This is a genomic window from Cellulomonas sp. RIT-PI-Y, from assembly GCF_025642745.1.
Lineage (GTDB): Bacteria > Actinomycetota > Actinomycetes > Actinomycetales > Cellulomonadaceae > Cellulomonas.
Genome location: NZ_JANZKP010000069.1, coordinates 1 through 14,893, shown reverse-complemented (window position 1 = coordinate 14,893; position 14,893 = coordinate 1). Strand labels below are relative to the sequence as shown.

General features: G+C 72.9%; 15 protein-coding genes. 4 read left to right on the top strand and 11 right to left on the bottom strand.

The window, feature by feature from the left end:
- The 6 genes from OGL89_RS15655 to OGL89_RS15630 form a co-directional block, all read right to left on the bottom strand.
- Nucleotides 1–1,739 (bottom strand): carbohydrate-binding domain-containing protein (locus tag OGL89_RS15655; protein WP_263121093.1); only part of this gene is annotated, 1,739 nt, incomplete at its 3' end.
- A gap of 11 nt (nucleotides 1,740–1,750) precedes the next feature.
- Complete coding sequence (locus tag OGL89_RS15650; protein WP_263121092.1) at nucleotides 1,751–2,494, bottom strand: polyphosphate polymerase domain-containing protein; 744 nt, start codon at nucleotides 2,492–2,494, stop codon at nucleotides 1,751–1,753.
- Nucleotides 2,491–3,093, bottom strand: coding sequence for a DUF4956 domain-containing protein (locus tag OGL89_RS15645; RefSeq protein WP_263121091.1), 603 nt, complete (start codon nucleotides 3,091–3,093; stop codon nucleotides 2,491–2,493). The genes OGL89_RS15650 and OGL89_RS15645 overlap by 4 nt, the downstream gene beginning before the upstream one ends.
- Before the next feature lie 110 nt (nucleotides 3,094–3,203).
- Nucleotides 3,204–4,841, bottom strand: a complete 1,638-nt coding sequence (gene arc, locus OGL89_RS15640; RefSeq protein WP_263121090.1) for a proteasome ATPase — start codon at nucleotides 4,839–4,841, stop codon at nucleotides 3,204–3,206.
- A gap of 88 nt (nucleotides 4,842–4,929) precedes the next feature.
- The gene (locus tag OGL89_RS15635; RefSeq protein WP_263121089.1) at nucleotides 4,930–5,970 is read right to left on the bottom strand and encodes a tRNA (adenine-N1)-methyltransferase; all 1,041 of its coding nucleotides are present in this window, start codon (nucleotides 5,968–5,970) and stop codon (nucleotides 4,930–4,932) included.
- Between the two features lie 11 nt (nucleotides 5,971–5,981).
- Nucleotides 5,982–7,106: a site-2 protease family protein gene (locus tag OGL89_RS15630; RefSeq protein ID WP_263121088.1), complete on the bottom strand. Its 1,125-nt coding sequence runs from the start codon at nucleotides 7,104–7,106 to the stop codon at nucleotides 5,982–5,984.
- 57 nt (nucleotides 7,107–7,163) lie between these two features.
- On the opposite strand from OGL89_RS15630, the gene OGL89_RS15625 reads away from it, so the two are divergent.
- Together OGL89_RS15625 and OGL89_RS15620 are read left to right on the top strand one after the other, a co-directional pair.
- Entirely contained in the window at nucleotides 7,164–8,102 is a 939-nt protein-coding gene (locus OGL89_RS15625; RefSeq protein ID WP_263121087.1) for a PD-(D/E)XK nuclease family protein, read from the top strand.
- 44 nt (nucleotides 8,103–8,146) lie between these two features.
- Nucleotides 8,147–8,518, top strand: coding sequence for a DoxX family protein (locus tag OGL89_RS15620; protein ID WP_263121086.1), 372 nt, complete (start codon nucleotides 8,147–8,149; stop codon nucleotides 8,516–8,518).
- Between the two features lie 40 nt (nucleotides 8,519–8,558).
- On the opposite strand, the gene OGL89_RS15615 is transcribed toward OGL89_RS15620, so the two are convergent.
- The gene (locus tag OGL89_RS15615) at nucleotides 8,559–8,933 is read right to left on the bottom strand and encodes a DUF2255 family protein (protein WP_263121085.1); all 375 of its coding nucleotides are present in this window, start codon (nucleotides 8,931–8,933) and stop codon (nucleotides 8,559–8,561) included.
- The gene (locus OGL89_RS15610; RefSeq protein WP_263121084.1) at nucleotides 8,930–9,337 is read right to left on the bottom strand and encodes a cupin domain-containing protein; all 408 of its coding nucleotides are present in this window, start codon (nucleotides 9,335–9,337) and stop codon (nucleotides 8,930–8,932) included. The genes OGL89_RS15615 and OGL89_RS15610 overlap by 4 nt, the downstream gene beginning before the upstream one ends.
- A 101-nt stretch (nucleotides 9,338–9,438) precedes the next feature.
- Here OGL89_RS15610 and OGL89_RS15605 point away from each other — a divergent pair, with 101 nt between their 5' ends.
- Both OGL89_RS15605 and OGL89_RS15600 read left to right on the top strand, forming a co-directional pair.
- On the top strand, nucleotides 9,439–10,362 hold the full coding sequence (locus OGL89_RS15605) for a helix-turn-helix transcriptional regulator (protein ID WP_263121083.1): 924 nt from the start codon (nucleotides 9,439–9,441) through the stop codon (nucleotides 10,360–10,362).
- A gap of 35 nt (nucleotides 10,363–10,397) precedes the next feature.
- Nucleotides 10,398–11,384 carry an aldo/keto reductase gene (locus OGL89_RS15600; protein ID WP_263121082.1) on the top strand — a complete coding sequence of 329 codons (987 nt, stop codon included), beginning with the start codon at nucleotides 10,398–10,400 and terminating at the stop codon, nucleotides 11,382–11,384.
- Between the two features lie 136 nt (nucleotides 11,385–11,520).
- On the opposite strand, the gene OGL89_RS15595 is transcribed toward OGL89_RS15600, so the two are convergent.
- From OGL89_RS15595 to OGL89_RS15585, 3 genes are all read right to left on the bottom strand, one after another.
- Nucleotides 11,521–12,696: an RtcB family protein gene (locus OGL89_RS15595; RefSeq protein ID WP_263121094.1), complete on the bottom strand. Its 1,176-nt coding sequence runs from the start codon at nucleotides 12,694–12,696 to the stop codon at nucleotides 11,521–11,523.
- Nucleotides 12,697–12,814: 118 nt separating this feature from the next.
- A complete protein-coding gene (locus tag OGL89_RS15590; RefSeq protein ID WP_263121081.1) occupies nucleotides 12,815–14,107 on the bottom strand; it encodes an MFS transporter in 1,293 nt (430 codons plus the stop codon).
- A gap of 186 nt (nucleotides 14,108–14,293) precedes the next feature.
- Nucleotides 14,294–14,893 (bottom strand): HAD family hydrolase (locus OGL89_RS15585; protein WP_263121080.1); only part of this gene is annotated, 600 nt, incomplete at its 5' end.

Below are 14,893 nucleotides of genomic sequence, written 5' to 3'. Positions count from 1 at the left end.
CCACCCATGCCGCCCTCGGCGGACTCGCCCGCGGTGACGGTGGTGGCGACGGTGGAGCCGGAGCTGTCCCCGCCGAGCGAGAACCCGCCGGTCGCGTCCGCGGTGGCGGAGCCACCGGTCAGGACCTGGTACTCCTCGCCCTCGGTGATCCCGGGCAGGCTGACCACCACGGAGCTGACCTGCTCCTCGGTGACCAGGGTGGCCAGCACCGTGCCGTCGGCGTCGGCGACCTGGATCGTCTCCCCCGCCGCGACCTGGACCTGGGCGCTGATCCAGCCCTGGCCGCCGGTGCTCGGGCTCTGGGCCATCCCGGAGGTGCCCACCGCGACCAGCGTGCCGCCGGTGATCTCGAAGGTGCCGTCGTAGTCCAGGGCGCCGTTCGCGCCGGACTCCGGGCCGTGCACGACCACGGTGCCGCCGGTCATGGTGAGGGACCCGTTGGCGTCCAGGCCGTCGCCGCCCGCGTGCACCACGAGCGAACCGCCGGTGATGTCCAGGGTGGCGGTGCCGGTGCTCTCCGACCAGTCGCCCTGGGCGTCCTCGGTCTCGCCGCCGGCGGCGTTCACGCCGTCGTCGGAGGCGGTCACCTCGATGACGCCGCCGGAGAGTGTGATCGCGGTCGCCTCCAGGCCCTCGTAGGAGTCCACGACCTCGACGCTGCCGCCGGTGATGTCCAGGGCGGTGTCGGCGTGGATGCCGTCGTCGCCCGTGGTCAGGGTCAGGGTGCCGCCGTTGACGGTGGCGGTGCCGTTGGTGTGCACGGCGTCGTCCGAGGAGTCGACGGTGATGTCGCCGTCCTCGACCACCAGGAGCACACCGGACTTGAGGCCCTTGGTGGAGACGGTGTCGTCGACGGCCGTGGTGGCGCCGCCGCCCGCGCTCAGGTCGAGGGTGCCGCCGGTGACCACCAGGTCGGTCTCGGCCTGGACCGCGTCGCCGTCGGAGTCCACCGTGATAGTGCCGCCGGACAGGACCACGAAGCCCTCGGTGGTGTCGACGTCCTCGTTGCTGGTCAGGCCGTCGCCGCCGGAGGTCACGTCCAGCGTGCCGCCGCTGACCGACAGCGACTGCTTGCCACGCACCCCGTCGTCGACCGCGGTCACGGTGATCGTGCCGCCCTCGATGCTCAGGCCGTCCGAGGACGCGATGCCGTCCTCCGCGGTGCCGGTCACGGTGAGCGCGCCGTCGCCGGAGATGATCAGGTCCACGTCGGCGGACAGGGCCGCGGTGGGGCCGTCGGCGTTGGTGTAGCCGGCGGCGTCGGTCAGCGTGTTGGTGCTGCCGTCGGCCAGCTGGACCTCGACCGCGTTCGCCTCGGTGATCAGGATCGCCGAGCCGGTGGAGCCGGTGATCTGGGCGTCGTCCAGGATCAGCACGACGTCGTCCTCGGCGCCGGCGGTCACCACCAGCTGTCCGGTGAGCTCGCCGGAGACGGTGTAGGTGCCCGCGGCGGTGATCGTGACGGTCGACCCGTCGACGCTCACCCCGTCCCCGTCCACCGTGGCGGAATCGCCGGTCAGGCTGATCGTGGCGGTCGAGTCGCCGGGGTCCACGTCGGCGGAGGTGCGGATGTCGGCGTTCTCGGCCAGCACCTGGTCGGCGGTGGTCGCCGTGCTGGAGGCCGAGCCGGAGGTCACGGTGCTGCTGGTGCTGTCGGCGGTCGGGGTGGAGCAGCCGGCCAGGGCCAGCGCGAGGGCGAGCGGGGCGGCGATGACGGTGGAGCGGATCGAGCGACGCATGGGGAACTCCTTCAGTCGGCGGCGGCCCGGCGCAGGGTGCGGCGCCAGGGTCGTCCGGTCAGGTCGGGGTGCAGCAGCAGCAGGCCGGTGGCGTACTTGGAGATCCGGTCCGGGCGGTGTCCCGCCTGCCACAGGGTGTGATCGAGGGAGCCGGCGCCGTGGCCGCTCTTGGTCTCGAGGATGAGCCGGCCGGGCAGGGTGGCGTCGACCGGGTGCTCCGGGTCGGACCAGCGCAGCCCGGTGTCGACGGTGGCCCGGCTGCCGTCCGGCAGGTGCAGGGTGGTGCGCCGGTACTCGGTCACCAGCGACGGCCGGAAGTCGAGGCTGGCGGGGAGCCGGACCCCGGCCTCGGAGAGCACCGCCCGGACGAAGGGCAGTCCGGCGGCCAGCCCGTCCGGGTCCGGGTGCTCCCGGCGCTGCTTGACCGTCGCGCCGCGGGCGCCACGGGTCTTGACCTCCAGCCAGCAGTCGCCGGAGTCCAGGTAGCGCCGGGTGCGGATCTTGAACCGGCGGCGGCGGCGACCGGCGGCAGATTGGAAGCAGTCCAGCTCCGGGGTGTCGAGGTAGACCGAGCGGTAGCCGAAGTCGGTGCGGCCGTCGATCGTCAGCCGCCGGGTGCCGTCCGGCAGGGCGGCGACCAGGCCGGGGAGCGCCGACGACGGCAGGACGTACTTGCGGTCCACCCGGGTCATCAGCGCGGCGTCCGCGGTGAGCTCGGCCAGGTCGATCGGGGGCAGGTCGGCCAGCGTGCTCATCGGGCCCACCCGCCCACCAACTCGGCCTCCGGGAGCCGCTCGGCGACGACCGTCCGGGGACCCTCCTGGTACCGGACGTCCACCCAGGTCACGTCGTCGACCAGGTCGAGACGCTGCACGGTGACGTCGCGGACGGTCCCGCCGAGCAGGTCCTCCAGCCGGGCGATCAGCTCGGCGCGGTCGGCGTAGGCGTGGTCCAGCACGACGATCTGCTGCCGGTACCGCTGCAGCAGCCGCGGGTGGTCGCCGAGGTACAGCGCCACCAGCACCAGCGCCATCAGCGCCGGGGCCAGCCAGCCGAGCGACTGCCCGAGCCCGCCCAGCAGCCCGAGCGCCAGCGCGGAGAAGTAGTACGCGATCTCGTCCTGGGTGATCTCCGAGGACCGCAGTCGGATGATCGACAGCACGCCGAACAGTCCCAGGCCGAGCCCGGCGCCGACCGTGCTGTTGGACAGCGCACCGGCCACGGCCAGCACGCCGACGTTCACCCCCAGGAAGGCCGCGACCAGGTCACGACGGCGGTGGCGGGGGAAGTACAGCGCGAAGGTCAGGACGCAGATCGCGACCAGGTCGATGGCGAACAGAGCAGCGGTGGGCATGGGCACCTCGAGCAGTCGGGGAGATGGACTCTCCGTGAACCGGATGCGTCCATCTCCCCAAATGCCGCTGTGCCGATGCTGTGACGCGGCCTAGGCCGCCATGAGCATCGTCAGAGGTACTGCCCCGTGCTCTGCACGTTCTCGATCCGCCGGGGAGCCGGAGCGCCCCCTCGGTTCTTGTTCTCCTGCACGATCGTCCGGATGAAGACGATCCGCTCGCCCTTCTTGCCGGAGATCCGGGCCCAGTCGTCCGGGTTGGTGGTGTTGGGCAGGTCCTCGTTCTCGGTGAACTCGTCCACGCAGGCAGCCAGCAGGTGGTCCACCCGCAGACCGCGCTGACCGGTGGCCAGCAGGTCCTTGATCGCGGACTTCTTGGCCCGGTCGACCACGTTCTGGATCATCGCGCCGGAGGTGAAGTCCTTGAAGAACAGGATCTCCTTGTCCCCGCTCGCGTAGGTGACCTCCAGGAAGCGGTTGACGTCCTCCTCGGAGTACATCCGCTCCACGGTGCGATGGATCATCGCCTCCACCGCCTCGGCCGACGACCCGTGGTGCTCGGCCAGGTCGTCCGGGTGGATCGGCAGCTCCGGGGTGAGGTACTTGCCGAAGATCTCCCGGGCCCCCTCCGCGTCGGGACGCTCGATCTTGATCTTCACGTCCAGTCGTCCGGGGCGCAGGATCGCGGGGTCGATCATGTCCTCCCGGTTCGAGGCGCCGATCACGATCACGTTCTCGAGCCGTTCCACGCCGTCGATCTCGGCGAGCAGCTGCGGGACGATCGTGGTCTCGGTGTCCGAGGAGACGCCGGTGCCGCGGGTGCGGAACAGCGACTCCATCTCGTCGAAGAACACCACCACCGGGTGACCCTGCGAGGCCTTCTCCCGGGCGCGGGAGAAGATCAGCCGGATGTGCCGCTCGGTCTCCCCCACGTACTTGTTCAGCAGCTCCGGGCCCTTGACGTTCAGGAAGAAGCTGGTCGCGGTCGACGGGTCCGCACCGCGCACCTTCGCCGAGGTCGCCGCCAGGGACGCCGCCACCGCCTTCGCGATCAGCGTCTTGCCGCAGCCGGGCGGGCCGTAGAGCAGCACGCCCTTCGGCGGCTTCAGCCCGTGCTCGCGGAACAGCTCCGGGTGCAGGAACGGCAGCTCCACCGCGTCCCGGATCTGCTCGATCTGCGGACCCAGGCCACCGATGTCCGTGTAGTCGATGTCCGGCACCTCCTCCAGCACCAGGTCCTCGACCTCCGACCGCGGCACCCGCTCGAACACGAAGTTCGACCGGGTCTCGATGGTCAGCGCGTCCCCGACCCGCACCCGACCGCCGAGCAGCGGCCCGGCCAGCCGGACCACCCGCTCGTCGTCGCCCCGGCCGACCACCAGCGCACGATCGGTGCCGATCAGCTCCTTGACCGTGACCAGCTCGCCGACCCGCTCGTACCCGCCCGCCTCGACCACGGTCAGCGCCTCGTTCAGCCGGACCTCCTGGCCCGGTCGCAGCGCATGGGTGTTCACGCTGGGGCTGACGCCGACGTGCATCTTCCGCCCGGCCGACACCACCTCCACCGTCCCGTCCCCCCGTGGCGACAGGAAGGTGGCGAAGGTCGCCGGCGGTTTGGCCAGGTCGTCGATCTGGCGCTTGAGCTCGATGATCTGGTCCCGCGCGGCGACCAGCGCGCCGGACAGTCGTTCGTTCTTGGCCTGGAGCAGCGAGAGCTCACGCTGGAGCTCCTGCGGGGTCGGTTCCGTCATCGCGGTCCCTCCTAGCTGGTGCCGATGCGGCAGGCTAACCACCCGCAGGGGCATTCCGCGCGACGCGGTCAGCAGGCGGACCCGCGTGTCACTGGTCCTCGGGCGCCTGACCGACCTCGCGGCGGACCCGGCGGAGCTTCTTCTCCGAGATCGGCCGCTCCCCCATCGCCTCCGGGGTCCAGCCCTCGTCCGGCACGTCCAGGTGCGACCGGGTGCTCTCCACCTCGCCCGACTCGTCGACCAGGTCCTTGGACGGCGCGGGGCGGCGCTTGCGCTCCGGCGGGATCACGCCCTCGGCCAGGCGACGGGTGGACAGCAGGAAGCCGGTGTGGCCGATCATCCGGTGCTCCGGGCGGACCGACAGTCCCTCCAGGTGCCAGCCGCGGATCATCGTCTCCCAGGCCTGCGGCTCGGTGAACCGGCCGTCGGCACGCAGGTCCTCGGACAGCCGGGACAGCTGGGTGGTGGTGGCGACGTAGCTGATGAACACGCCGCCGGGGGCCAGCGCCCGGGCGACGGCGTCCAGGTTCTCCCAGGGCGCGAGCATGTCCAGCACCACCCGGTCGATGCTGCCCGGCTCCGCGACCCCGGGCAGCACGTCGGACAGATCGCCGATCGACAGCCGCCACGCCGGGTGCTCCCCGCCGAAGAACGCCTGGACGTTGCCGCGGGCGATCGCCGCGAAGTCCTCCCGCCGCTCGATCGAGTGCAGCATGCCGCCGTCGCCGACCGCCCGGAGCAGGGACATGGTCAGCGCACCGGAGCCCACCCCGGCCTCGATCACCCGGGCGCCGGGGAAGATGTCCGCCATCGCCACGATCTGCCCGGCGTCCTTCGGGTACACCACCGCCGCGCCCCGCGGCATGGACAGCACGTAGTCGGACAGCAGGGGACGCATCGCCAGGTACTCGATGCCGCCGGTGTTCGCGATCACGCTGCCCTCCGGGGCCCCGACCAGGTCCTCGTGCCGGAAGTAGCCCTTGTGGGTGTGGAAGGTGGCGTCCGGGTGCAGCGTGATCGTGTGCAGCCGCCCCTTGGGATCGGTGAGCTGGACCCGCTCACCGACCCGGAAGGGACCGCGGCGCAGCGAGGCGCCGGTGGGGTCGGTGGTCGTGTCGTCGTGGGTCACGGGCGGCAAGTCTAGGAGCGCAACCGGGCCGCCACGTCCGCGCCGCGCACGAGGGCCACCACCTGATGCCCCCGGACCGCGACCATCACCGGTGCGAACCGGCTCACCGCGGACAGCGCGGACAGCAACGCCCCACCGCGCAGGTCCGCGTCGACCACTGCCCCGGCGGGCAGCCCCACCGCCACCGCGGTCACCGGGACCCGGGTCCGCTCCGCCGCGGGCACGGTCTGCGCGGCGGCCGGATCGACGTAGGCCGCGGGCCGACCGTCCGGGCTGAGCAGCACCACGGCCTCGGCGCCGCTCACGCTGCGTGCCGCGTCCGCCTCGGCCAGCATGGCGGTCGCCGCGATCCCGACCGCCCGGGCACCGAGCGTCTCCACCGAGAACCCCTCCACCGCGCGCTCGGTGCGGGCCTGCCGGAGCGCCTGGGTCGCCCCGGACCACAGGAAGGCACCGACCACCGCCGCCCAGACCACCTGGTACAGGTCGATCCCCCACGCGCTGCGCGCCTGCCAGAAGAACACCACCAGCACGAACGCGACCGCGACCACCCGACCGGCCCAGGCCGCGACCACCGCGCCCAGCCGGCGGTTCCCGGACACCGCCCAGATCGCCGCCTCCAGCACCTGCCCGCCGTCCAGCGGCAGACCGGGCACCAGGTTCAGCACGCCGACGAACAGGTTCGCCGACGCCGCCGTGTACAGCACCACGTAGGCCGCACCGCCGTCCGGCGCCACCGACGCCCCGAGCCCGAGCACCGCGGCCAGCACCAGGTTCGACAGCGGCCCGGAGGCCGCGATCAACGCGCCGTTGCCGGGTGAGGCCGGGGCGGTCGTCATCTGGGTGTGCCCGCCGAGCAGGGTCAGCGCGAACTCGCGCACCCGCAGCCCGAACGCGCCCGCCACCAGACCGTGCGCCAGTTCGTGCACCAGGATCGACAGCAGCAGGATCACCGCGAACACCGCCGCGATGCCGTACGCCGCCCCGGTGCCGATCCCCAGCTGACCGCTGAACGTCGGCGCGAAGAGCAGCGCGATGATCACCGCCATCAGGGCGCTGCTCGGGGTCAGGACGATCGGGGCACCGGCGACCCGGCCGATCACCAGGCCGCGGGTGCGAGGACGCTCAGGGGGCACGGCGCACAGGCTACGGGTCAGGCCTGGATGTCGGCGGGAGCGCCTACCCTCGATCCCGTGACCGACACCGAACCGCTGCCGACCGGACCCACCATCGACGGGCCCGTGGTCGTGCCCGGCGAGTCCGCCGCCGACGCCGAGGAGTCCGCCGGTCACGAGGCCGTCCGCACCCGGGTGCCCGGGCTGTCCCCGTCCCGCGCCAACGACTTCCAGCAGTGCCCCCTGCTGTTCCGGTTCCGGGTGGTCGACCGGCTGCCCGAACCGCCCAGCTCCGCCGCCGCCCGCGGCACCCTGGTGCACAGCGTGCTGGAGCGGCTGTACGACCTGCCGCTGGGCGAGCGCACCCCCGCCGCCGCGCATGACCTGGTGCCCGAGGCCTGGGACCGGTTGCGGGAACGACAGCCCGACGTGGTCGAGCTGTTCTCGGACGACGCCGCCCGCGAGGAGTGGCTGACCAGCGCGCGCCTGCTGCTGGACACCTACTTCACCCTGGAGGACCCCAACCGGCTGCAGCCCGGCGAGCGGGAGCTGAACGTCCGCACCCAGCTGGCCGACGGACCGCAGCTGCGCGGGATCGTCGACCGGTTGGACATCGCCCCCGACGGCCGGCTCCGGGTCGTCGACTACAAGACCGGCAAGTCCCCGCGCGCCGGGTACGAGGGCAACGCGCTGTTCCAGATGCGGTTCTACTCCTACGTACTGTGGCGCGAGCGAGGCGTGCTCCCCACCCTGCTGCAGCTGGTCTACCTCGGCGACGGCACCGTGCTGCGGCATTCCCCGAGCGAGGCCGAGATGCGCACGCTCGAACAGCGGCTCCGGTCGCTCTGGGAGCGGATCGAGGAGTGCGCCCGGACCGGCGAGTGGCCGACCCGGACCTCCAAGCTCTGCGACTGGTGCGCGCACCGCGCGATCTGCCCCGCGTACGGGGGCACCGCACCCGAGATCCCGCCCGGCGCGGTCGAGTCGGCGCTCGGGATCGTGCCGCTCGCGTCGTGATCTACGGTGTCGGTTGATTCTTCAACCGACAGATCGGATCAGCCGTGGACATCGTCCTCTGGGTCATCGCCGGGTTCCTCGCCGTCGCCTTCCTCGGCGCGGGCCTGTTCAAGCTCACCCAGCCCCGGGAGAAGCTCGCCCCGCAGATGGGCTGGGTGGAGGACTGGCCGGTCGCCGGCGTCAAGACGATCGCCGCGTTGGAGGTGCTCGCAGCCGTCGGCCTGGTGCTGCCCGCGCTGCTGGACATCGCACCGATCCTGGTGCCGCTGGCCGCGACCGGTCTCGCGATCACCATGGTCGGCGCCGTGATCGTGCACGCCCGGCGCGCCGAGTGGCAGAACGTCGGGGTGAACGCGGTGCTGCTGGCACTGGCGGTGGTGGTGGCCGTCGGACGGTTCGGGGCCTGGGCGTTCTGACCCGGGTCGGCCCCGGCGCCGGAGCCCTGTCCCCCGCCGGTCAGTCCGGGAGCAGCTCCAGCGTCGTCGCCACCACGTCCTCGCCCACCACCGCGCCCACGATCCGCGCACCGTAGCGGTCGTACTTCGCGTGATAGGCCCGGTCGACGTCCGGGGCGATCCTGGCCTCGGGCGACCGGAACAGGACGTCCCGGTCGATGTCACCGATCCGCACGTGGCCCGTTCCGGCGGTCGAGGCACGGTGGAACCAGCCGTTCCCGGGACCGTGGGCGGACCGGACGAAGGCACGGTCACCCACGCGGACGGCCCAGATGGTCACCTCGGTACGGCGGGTGCCGTCGGGGCGGTCGCTGGCGACGGAGAGTTCGTCGGCGTGGTCGAAGTCGGCCAGCTCGGCCGGAGTCCAGGCAGTCATCGCGGGTCCTCCGTGGTCGGGGCGTCGTACTCTCGATCGGAGACGGCGTCGCCCCACTCGGCGTCGACTCCGTCGTGCTCCCACAGCGCCAGGTGCTCCGTGAAGGCGTCCCGCCCGGCGCCGTGCCAGTGCCATTCCCCCGGCGGGCACCAGACGGTCTCGCCGGGGCGGGCCTCGACGACCCGGCCGTCGCGGGTGCCGATCCTGGCGAGGCCCTGGGTGACGTGCAGGGACTGCCCGCCGGGATGCCGGTGCCAGTGCGTACGGGCCCCGGGGGCGAACCGGACCAGGTTGGCGCGCAACCGGGCCGGGGCGGGCGGGGCGGCGACGACGTCGAACCACACCTCGCCGGTGAACAGGTCGACAGGCGCACGGGTGCTCGGGATGGGGTCGAGGAGTTCCATCGTCCGAGTGCACACCCGGACGGGCGGGTGCGGGAGTGCCTGCCGTGACGGGTACTCCCAGTGCCTCCTTGCCGGGGACCGGCGCGCCGTACCGTGACGACATGGACAATCGCGAGGAGGTGCGCGACTTCCTCCGCTCGCGCCGGGCCCGGATCACGCCGGAGCAGGCCGGGCTGCCGGTGTACGGCACGCACCGCCGGGTGCCGGGGCTGCGACGGGAGGAGGTCGCGATGCTGGCCGGGGTGTCGAACGACTACTACATCCGGTTGGAGCGCGGGAACCTCGGCGGGGTGTCCGACTCGGTGCTGAACGCGCTGGGCCGGGTGCTGCAGCTGGACGACGCGGAACAGCGCCACCTGCGGGATCTGGCGTCGGCGGCCCGGGGCCCGCGGACGGCACGCCGGTCGACGACACCGGATCTGAACGTGCCGACCAGCGTGCGGGTGCTGCTGGACTCGATCACCGGATCGCCGGCGGTGGTCCGCGACGACCGGCTGACCGTGCTGGCGACGAACACGATGGGCCGGGCGCTCTACCACCCGCTGCTGACCAGCCCGGCGGGTCCGCCGAATCACGCGCGGTTCGTGTTCCTGGACGACCGGTCGCGGGACTTCTGGGTCCACTGGGAGCGGGCGGCGGACGACACGGTGGGCGTGCTGCGGTCGGCGGCGGGACGGATGCCGCAGGACCCGGGGTTGAGCGCGCTGGTCGGCGAGCTGTCGACCCGGTCGGAGGACTTCCGGACCCGCTGGGCGGCGCACCACGTGCACCTGCACACCGGCGGGGTGAAACAGATCCGGCATCCGGTGGTCGGCCGTCTGGAGCTGATGTACGACACGCTGTCGGTGGCGGCCGCACCCGACCTCACCCTGCTGGTCTACACCGCGACGCCGGGCAGTCCGTCGGCGGACGCGCTGGAACTGCTGGCGTCCTGGGCGGCGACCGAGACGGCGGAGGCAGAGGGGTACTCGGACTACCCCGGTACGACAGGCACTCCCCGGCCGACCGGCCCGGTGGTCGACTGAGGTCATCGACAGATCGACGTCTCAGGAGGTCCACCATGCACGTTCGCACGCTCGGCCAGGGGCTGCAGGTCTCGGCGGTCGGACTCGGCGCGATGGGCATGTCCCAGAGCTACGGGCCGAACCCGGGCAGCCGCGAGGACATGATCGGGGTGCTGCGCGGCGCCGTGGAGCACGGTGTCACGTTCATCGACACCGCGGAGGTCTACGGGCCGTACGTGAACGAGGAACTGGTCGGCGAGGCGCTGGAGCCGATCCGCGACCAGGTGGTGATCGCGACCAAGTTCGGCTGGAACATCGTCGACGGGACGATGCAGGGCGTCGACTCGCGGCCCGAGCAGATCCGCAAGGTCGCCGACGACTCGCTGCGCCGGCTGCGGACCGACGTCATCGATCTCTTCTACCAGCACCGGGTCGACCCGGACGTGCCGATCGAGGACGTCGCGGGCACCGTGGCGGAGCTGGTGCAGGCGGGCAAGGTCCGGCACTTCGGGCTGTCCGAGGCGGGAGCGGGCACCATCCGCCGGGCGCATGCGGTGCACCCGGTGACGGCGGTGCAGTCGGAGTACTCGCTCTGGACCCGTGACCCGGAGCCGGAGGTGCTGCCGACCCTGGCCGAGCTCGGGATCGGATTCGTCCCGTTCAGCCCGCTGGGCAAGGGGTTCCTCACCGGGACGGTAGACGCCACGACGGCGTTCTCCGCGGGTGACATCCGCACCCGGGTCCCCAGGTTCACGGCGGAGAACCTGGACGCGAACCAGGCTCTGGTGGCGTACGTCCGGACGATCGCCGAGGCCAAGGGCGTCACCCCCGGGCAGATCGCGCTGGCCTGGCTGTTGGCGCAGCAGCCGTGGATCGTGCCGATCCCGGGCACCCGGCGACTGAGCCGGATGACGGAGAACGCGGCCGCGACCACGGTGGCGCTGTCGGCGGACGAGGTCGCGGACCTGGACGCCGTGGCGGCCCGGATCGGGGTCAGCGGGAACCGCTACGACGAGAACGGGATGGCGATGGTCGGGCTGTGAACCGCGCGCCGAGCCGGTGGAAGGCCTCGGCCAGCTCCACCGGCTCGGGCGCGTCGGCGTCCGGGGTGACCTGGGTGCTCGACCTCGCGTGACGAGCCGGCTCGGGGGCCGACCGGTCCGGTCGGCCCCCGAGCGGTCAGCCCTTGACGCAGAGCACCGTCCGCAGCCGCGCGACCACCTCGACCAGGTCGGTCTGCGCCGCGATCACCGCGTCCAGGTCCTTGTACGCGCCCGGGATCTCGTCCAGCACGCCGGCGTCCTTCCGGCACTCCACCCCGGCGGTCTGCGCCGCGAGGTCGTCCAGGGTGAAGTGCTTCTTGGCCGCGGTCCGGGACATCCGCCGCCCGGCACCGTGCGAGGCCGACCAGTAGGACTCCGGGTTGCCCAGACCCCGGACGACGTAGGACCCGGTGCCCATCGAGCCCGGGATCAGCCCCAGATCACCGGCGCCGGCCCGGATCGCGCCCTTCCGGGTCACGATCAGGTCGGCGCCGTCGATCCGCTCGGTCGCCACGTAGTTGTGGTGCACGTTGACCGCCTCGTCGAAGGTCACCGTCCGGTCGGCGAACTCGGCCCGGACCGCCTCGGCGACCAGGGTGATCATCACCGCCCGGGACCGGGCCGCGTACTCCTGCGCCCACCACAGGTCGTTCAGGTAGGCGTCCATCTCCGGCGTCCCGGCCAGGAACACCGCGAGGTCCCGGTCGGGCAGCGCCCGGTTGTGCTCCAGGCCCTTGGCGATCCCGGCGTGGTGCTCGGCCAGGGTCTTCCCGACGTTCCGGGACCCCGAGTGCAGCTGCAACCACACCTGGTCCTCGGTGTCGAGGCAGACCTCGATGAAGTGGTTGCCACCACCCAGAGTGCCCATCTGCCGCTCGATCGTGGTCTGGAACCGGTCCACCCCGCCGCTGAGCGAGCCGAACCGGGCCCAGAACGCGTCCTCGCCGGCGAGCACCTCGGCGGACCGGGCGCCCCGGGCCAGCGGGTGCAGCCGCCGCAGGTCGACGGCCCGGTCGTGCCCGTGGAAGCCGACCGGGATCTGCGCCTCGATCCGCGACCGTAGCCGGTGCAGGTCGTCCGGCAGGTCGGCGGCGGTCAGCGAGGTCCGCACGCCGATCATCCCGCAGCCGATGTCCACCCCGACCGCATTCGGCGACACCGCGTCGCGCATGGCGATCACCGAGCCGACGGTCGCGCCCTTGCCGAGGTGCACATCGGGCATCACGCGGACACCGTGCACCCAGGGCAGCGCGGCGATGTGACGCAACTGCTGCTGCGCGCTCGGCTCGACCTCGTGCTCGTGCGCCCACATCAGAGTGGTTGCACGGGCACCGGACAGCGGGACCGGGAACACGGGAGTGACCTTTCGCGGGGTCGGCGCCCTGTGCGTCGACGGAGCCGCCGACGGTAGGGGACGGTCGGGCCGCAGGTCACGGGGATATCGACCGGTCGTCGCCCACGGCTCGCCGCGACGTGGTCCCCGCCAGCACGACCAGCAGGCCGGCACCCACGAACACGCCCGTCATCACCGGCACCGGCCAGGGGCCGTCCAGCGCGAGGCTGAACGCCGCCGCGGCCGCCGCCCCGACCAGCGCACCGCCCGCCGACTCCACCAGCACCGCGGCCCCGGCGGCGTGGGTCGGATCGACCCCGTCCTGCTCCACCGGCGGGTCCACCACCCGGTTCAGGGTGTCCAGGTAACTGGTCCCCATCCCCAGCCCCATCACGGTCCAGGCCACCGTGACCAGCGGGACGCCGATGCCGCCCGGGTCGGCCACGGCGACCGCCAGCCCGATCAGTCCGAGCAGCATCAGGGACAGACCGACGTTCATCCGGCGCGGGTATCCCGGCGCGGTGGCGGGCCAGCGGGCGACGACCAGCCCGGCGACCGCCCAGCCCATCCCGCCACCGGCCAGTGCCACCGCCGCCTGCCCCGGACTCCCGCCCAGCCGGTCCTGGACCAGGATCGCGACCACCGACCACATCCCCAGGTGCGCCGCCGTGATCAGCCCCAGCGTGGCGACGGCCGCCGGTCGCCCCCGTGCCGCGCGCAACGACCCGGCGGGCAGCAGCCCACGCAACGCCGCCAGGGCCAGGACCGCACCGGCGAGCCCCGCCGCCAGCGCCCACCAGCGGCCGTCGCCGAGCAGCCCGACCAGCGCCACCCCCGCGGCCACCGCCAGCGCGCCCCACACCGGGAGCCGGTCCGCACCGCTGCCCAGCCGTCGCCGGAGCTGCCCGGCCGCGACCCACCGCGCCGCCAGCAGCAGCGGCAGGTAGAGCACCAGGGCCCAACGCCAGCCGACGGTGTCCGCCACCGCGCCGGCATACACCGGACCGACCAGGGACGCGGCCACCCAGACCGCGTTGTAACCGGCCAGGACGACCCGCCGCCAGGTCGCGGGCAGCACGGTGACGATCGCGCTCAGCGAGACGGTTGCCATCGCCCCGGTCGCCAGCCCGGTGACCGCTCGGCCGGCCACGAACAGCAGAATGGTCGGGGCGAGCGCGGCCAGCATCGACCCGGCCACCGTGACGGCGGTCAGGACCAGCAGCACCCGGTCCGCGCGGAACCGGCTGAGCAGCACCGGCCCCCAGGGCATCGTCACGAACATCGCGACCTGGGCCGACGCGGTGATCACGCCGTAGAGGTGCCGACCGTCCAGCTCGGCGGCGACCACCGGGACGATCGTGGCCAGCAGATAGCTCTGGATGCCCGCCACCAGCTCCAGGGTGAGCAGCGCACAGGCCAGGACCGCCGGGTGCCGTGCGAGCGCCCCCGGCTCGGGCGCGGTCAGGTGCCGGGCGGGGTCGGTGCCCCGCGGGTGAGTGCCACGGGGACCAGCACCCCTGCTGTGACCCGGGTCATCTCGCCACGATAGCGACGTGGCACTCGGGCCGTCGGCGATTCAGCGCAGCTTGTCCAGCACCGCGCCCGTGCCGATCCGGGCCAGATCCGCGACCGTGATGTCCGCCAGCGAGCCGGTGACACTGAGCTCGGGCAGCTCCGGGATCGGCGTGAACACCTCCACCGCCAGCACTCGACCACCCGCGGCGACCGCCGACCCGATGCCGGAGGGCGAGTCCTCCACGATCACGCACTCGGTGACGTCGAGACCCAAGTGCTCGGCGGCGGTGAGATAGGGCTCGGGGTGCGGCTTGGCGTGCTGCACGTCGTCACCCGCGACGATGGTGGCGAAGACCCCGGTGACCTCGGCGAAGGGCACGGCCAGATTGCGGTAGGACGAGGTGACGAGCGCCTGCGGCACCTCCGCCTCGGCCAGTGCCAGCAGCAGCTCGCGGGCGCCCGGCTGCCAGGGCGTGCTGGCCGCGACCCCGGCCCGGACCCGGACGCTCAGGTACTCGATGATCTCGTCGACCGTGAGGTCGACCCCCCGCTCCTGCAGGATGCCCGCGGAGGTGGTGAGCGGGTTCCCGACCAGCGACAGGCCGTCCTCGTGCGTCCAGGTCCCGCCCCAGGAGTGCACCAGCTCGGTCTCGGCGGCCAT

What these genes read in the sequence shown, in the direction of transcription:
- OGL89_RS15610 (WP_263121084.1), bottom strand. Translation starts at nt 9,337, where the DNA reads ATGGAACTCCTCGACCCCATCCCGAGCACCCGTGCGCCTGTCGACCTG.
- OGL89_RS15605 (WP_263121083.1), top strand. Translation starts at nt 9,439, where the DNA reads ATGGACAATCGCGAGGAGGTGCGCGACTTCCTCCGCTCGCGCCGGGCC.
- OGL89_RS15615 (WP_263121085.1), bottom strand. Translation starts at nt 8,933, where the DNA reads ATGACTGCCTGGACTCCGGCCGAGCTGGCCGACTTCGACCACGCCGAC.
- OGL89_RS15595 (WP_263121094.1), bottom strand. Translation starts at nt 12,696, where the DNA reads ATGTGGGCGCACGAGCACGAGGTCGAGCCGAGCGCGCAGCAGCAGTTG.
- OGL89_RS15600 (WP_263121082.1), top strand. Translation starts at nt 10,398, where the DNA reads ATGCACGTTCGCACGCTCGGCCAGGGGCTGCAGGTCTCGGCGGTCGGA.
- OGL89_RS15650 (WP_263121092.1), bottom strand. Translation starts at nt 2,494, where the DNA reads ATGAGCACGCTGGCCGACCTGCCCCCGATCGACCTGGCCGAGCTCACC.
- OGL89_RS15645 (WP_263121091.1), bottom strand. Translation starts at nt 3,093, where the DNA reads ATGCCCACCGCTGCTCTGTTCGCCATCGACCTGGTCGCGATCTGCGTC.
- arc (WP_263121090.1), bottom strand. Translation starts at nt 4,841, where the DNA reads ATGACGGAACCGACCCCGCAGGAGCTCCAGCGTGAGCTCTCGCTGCTC.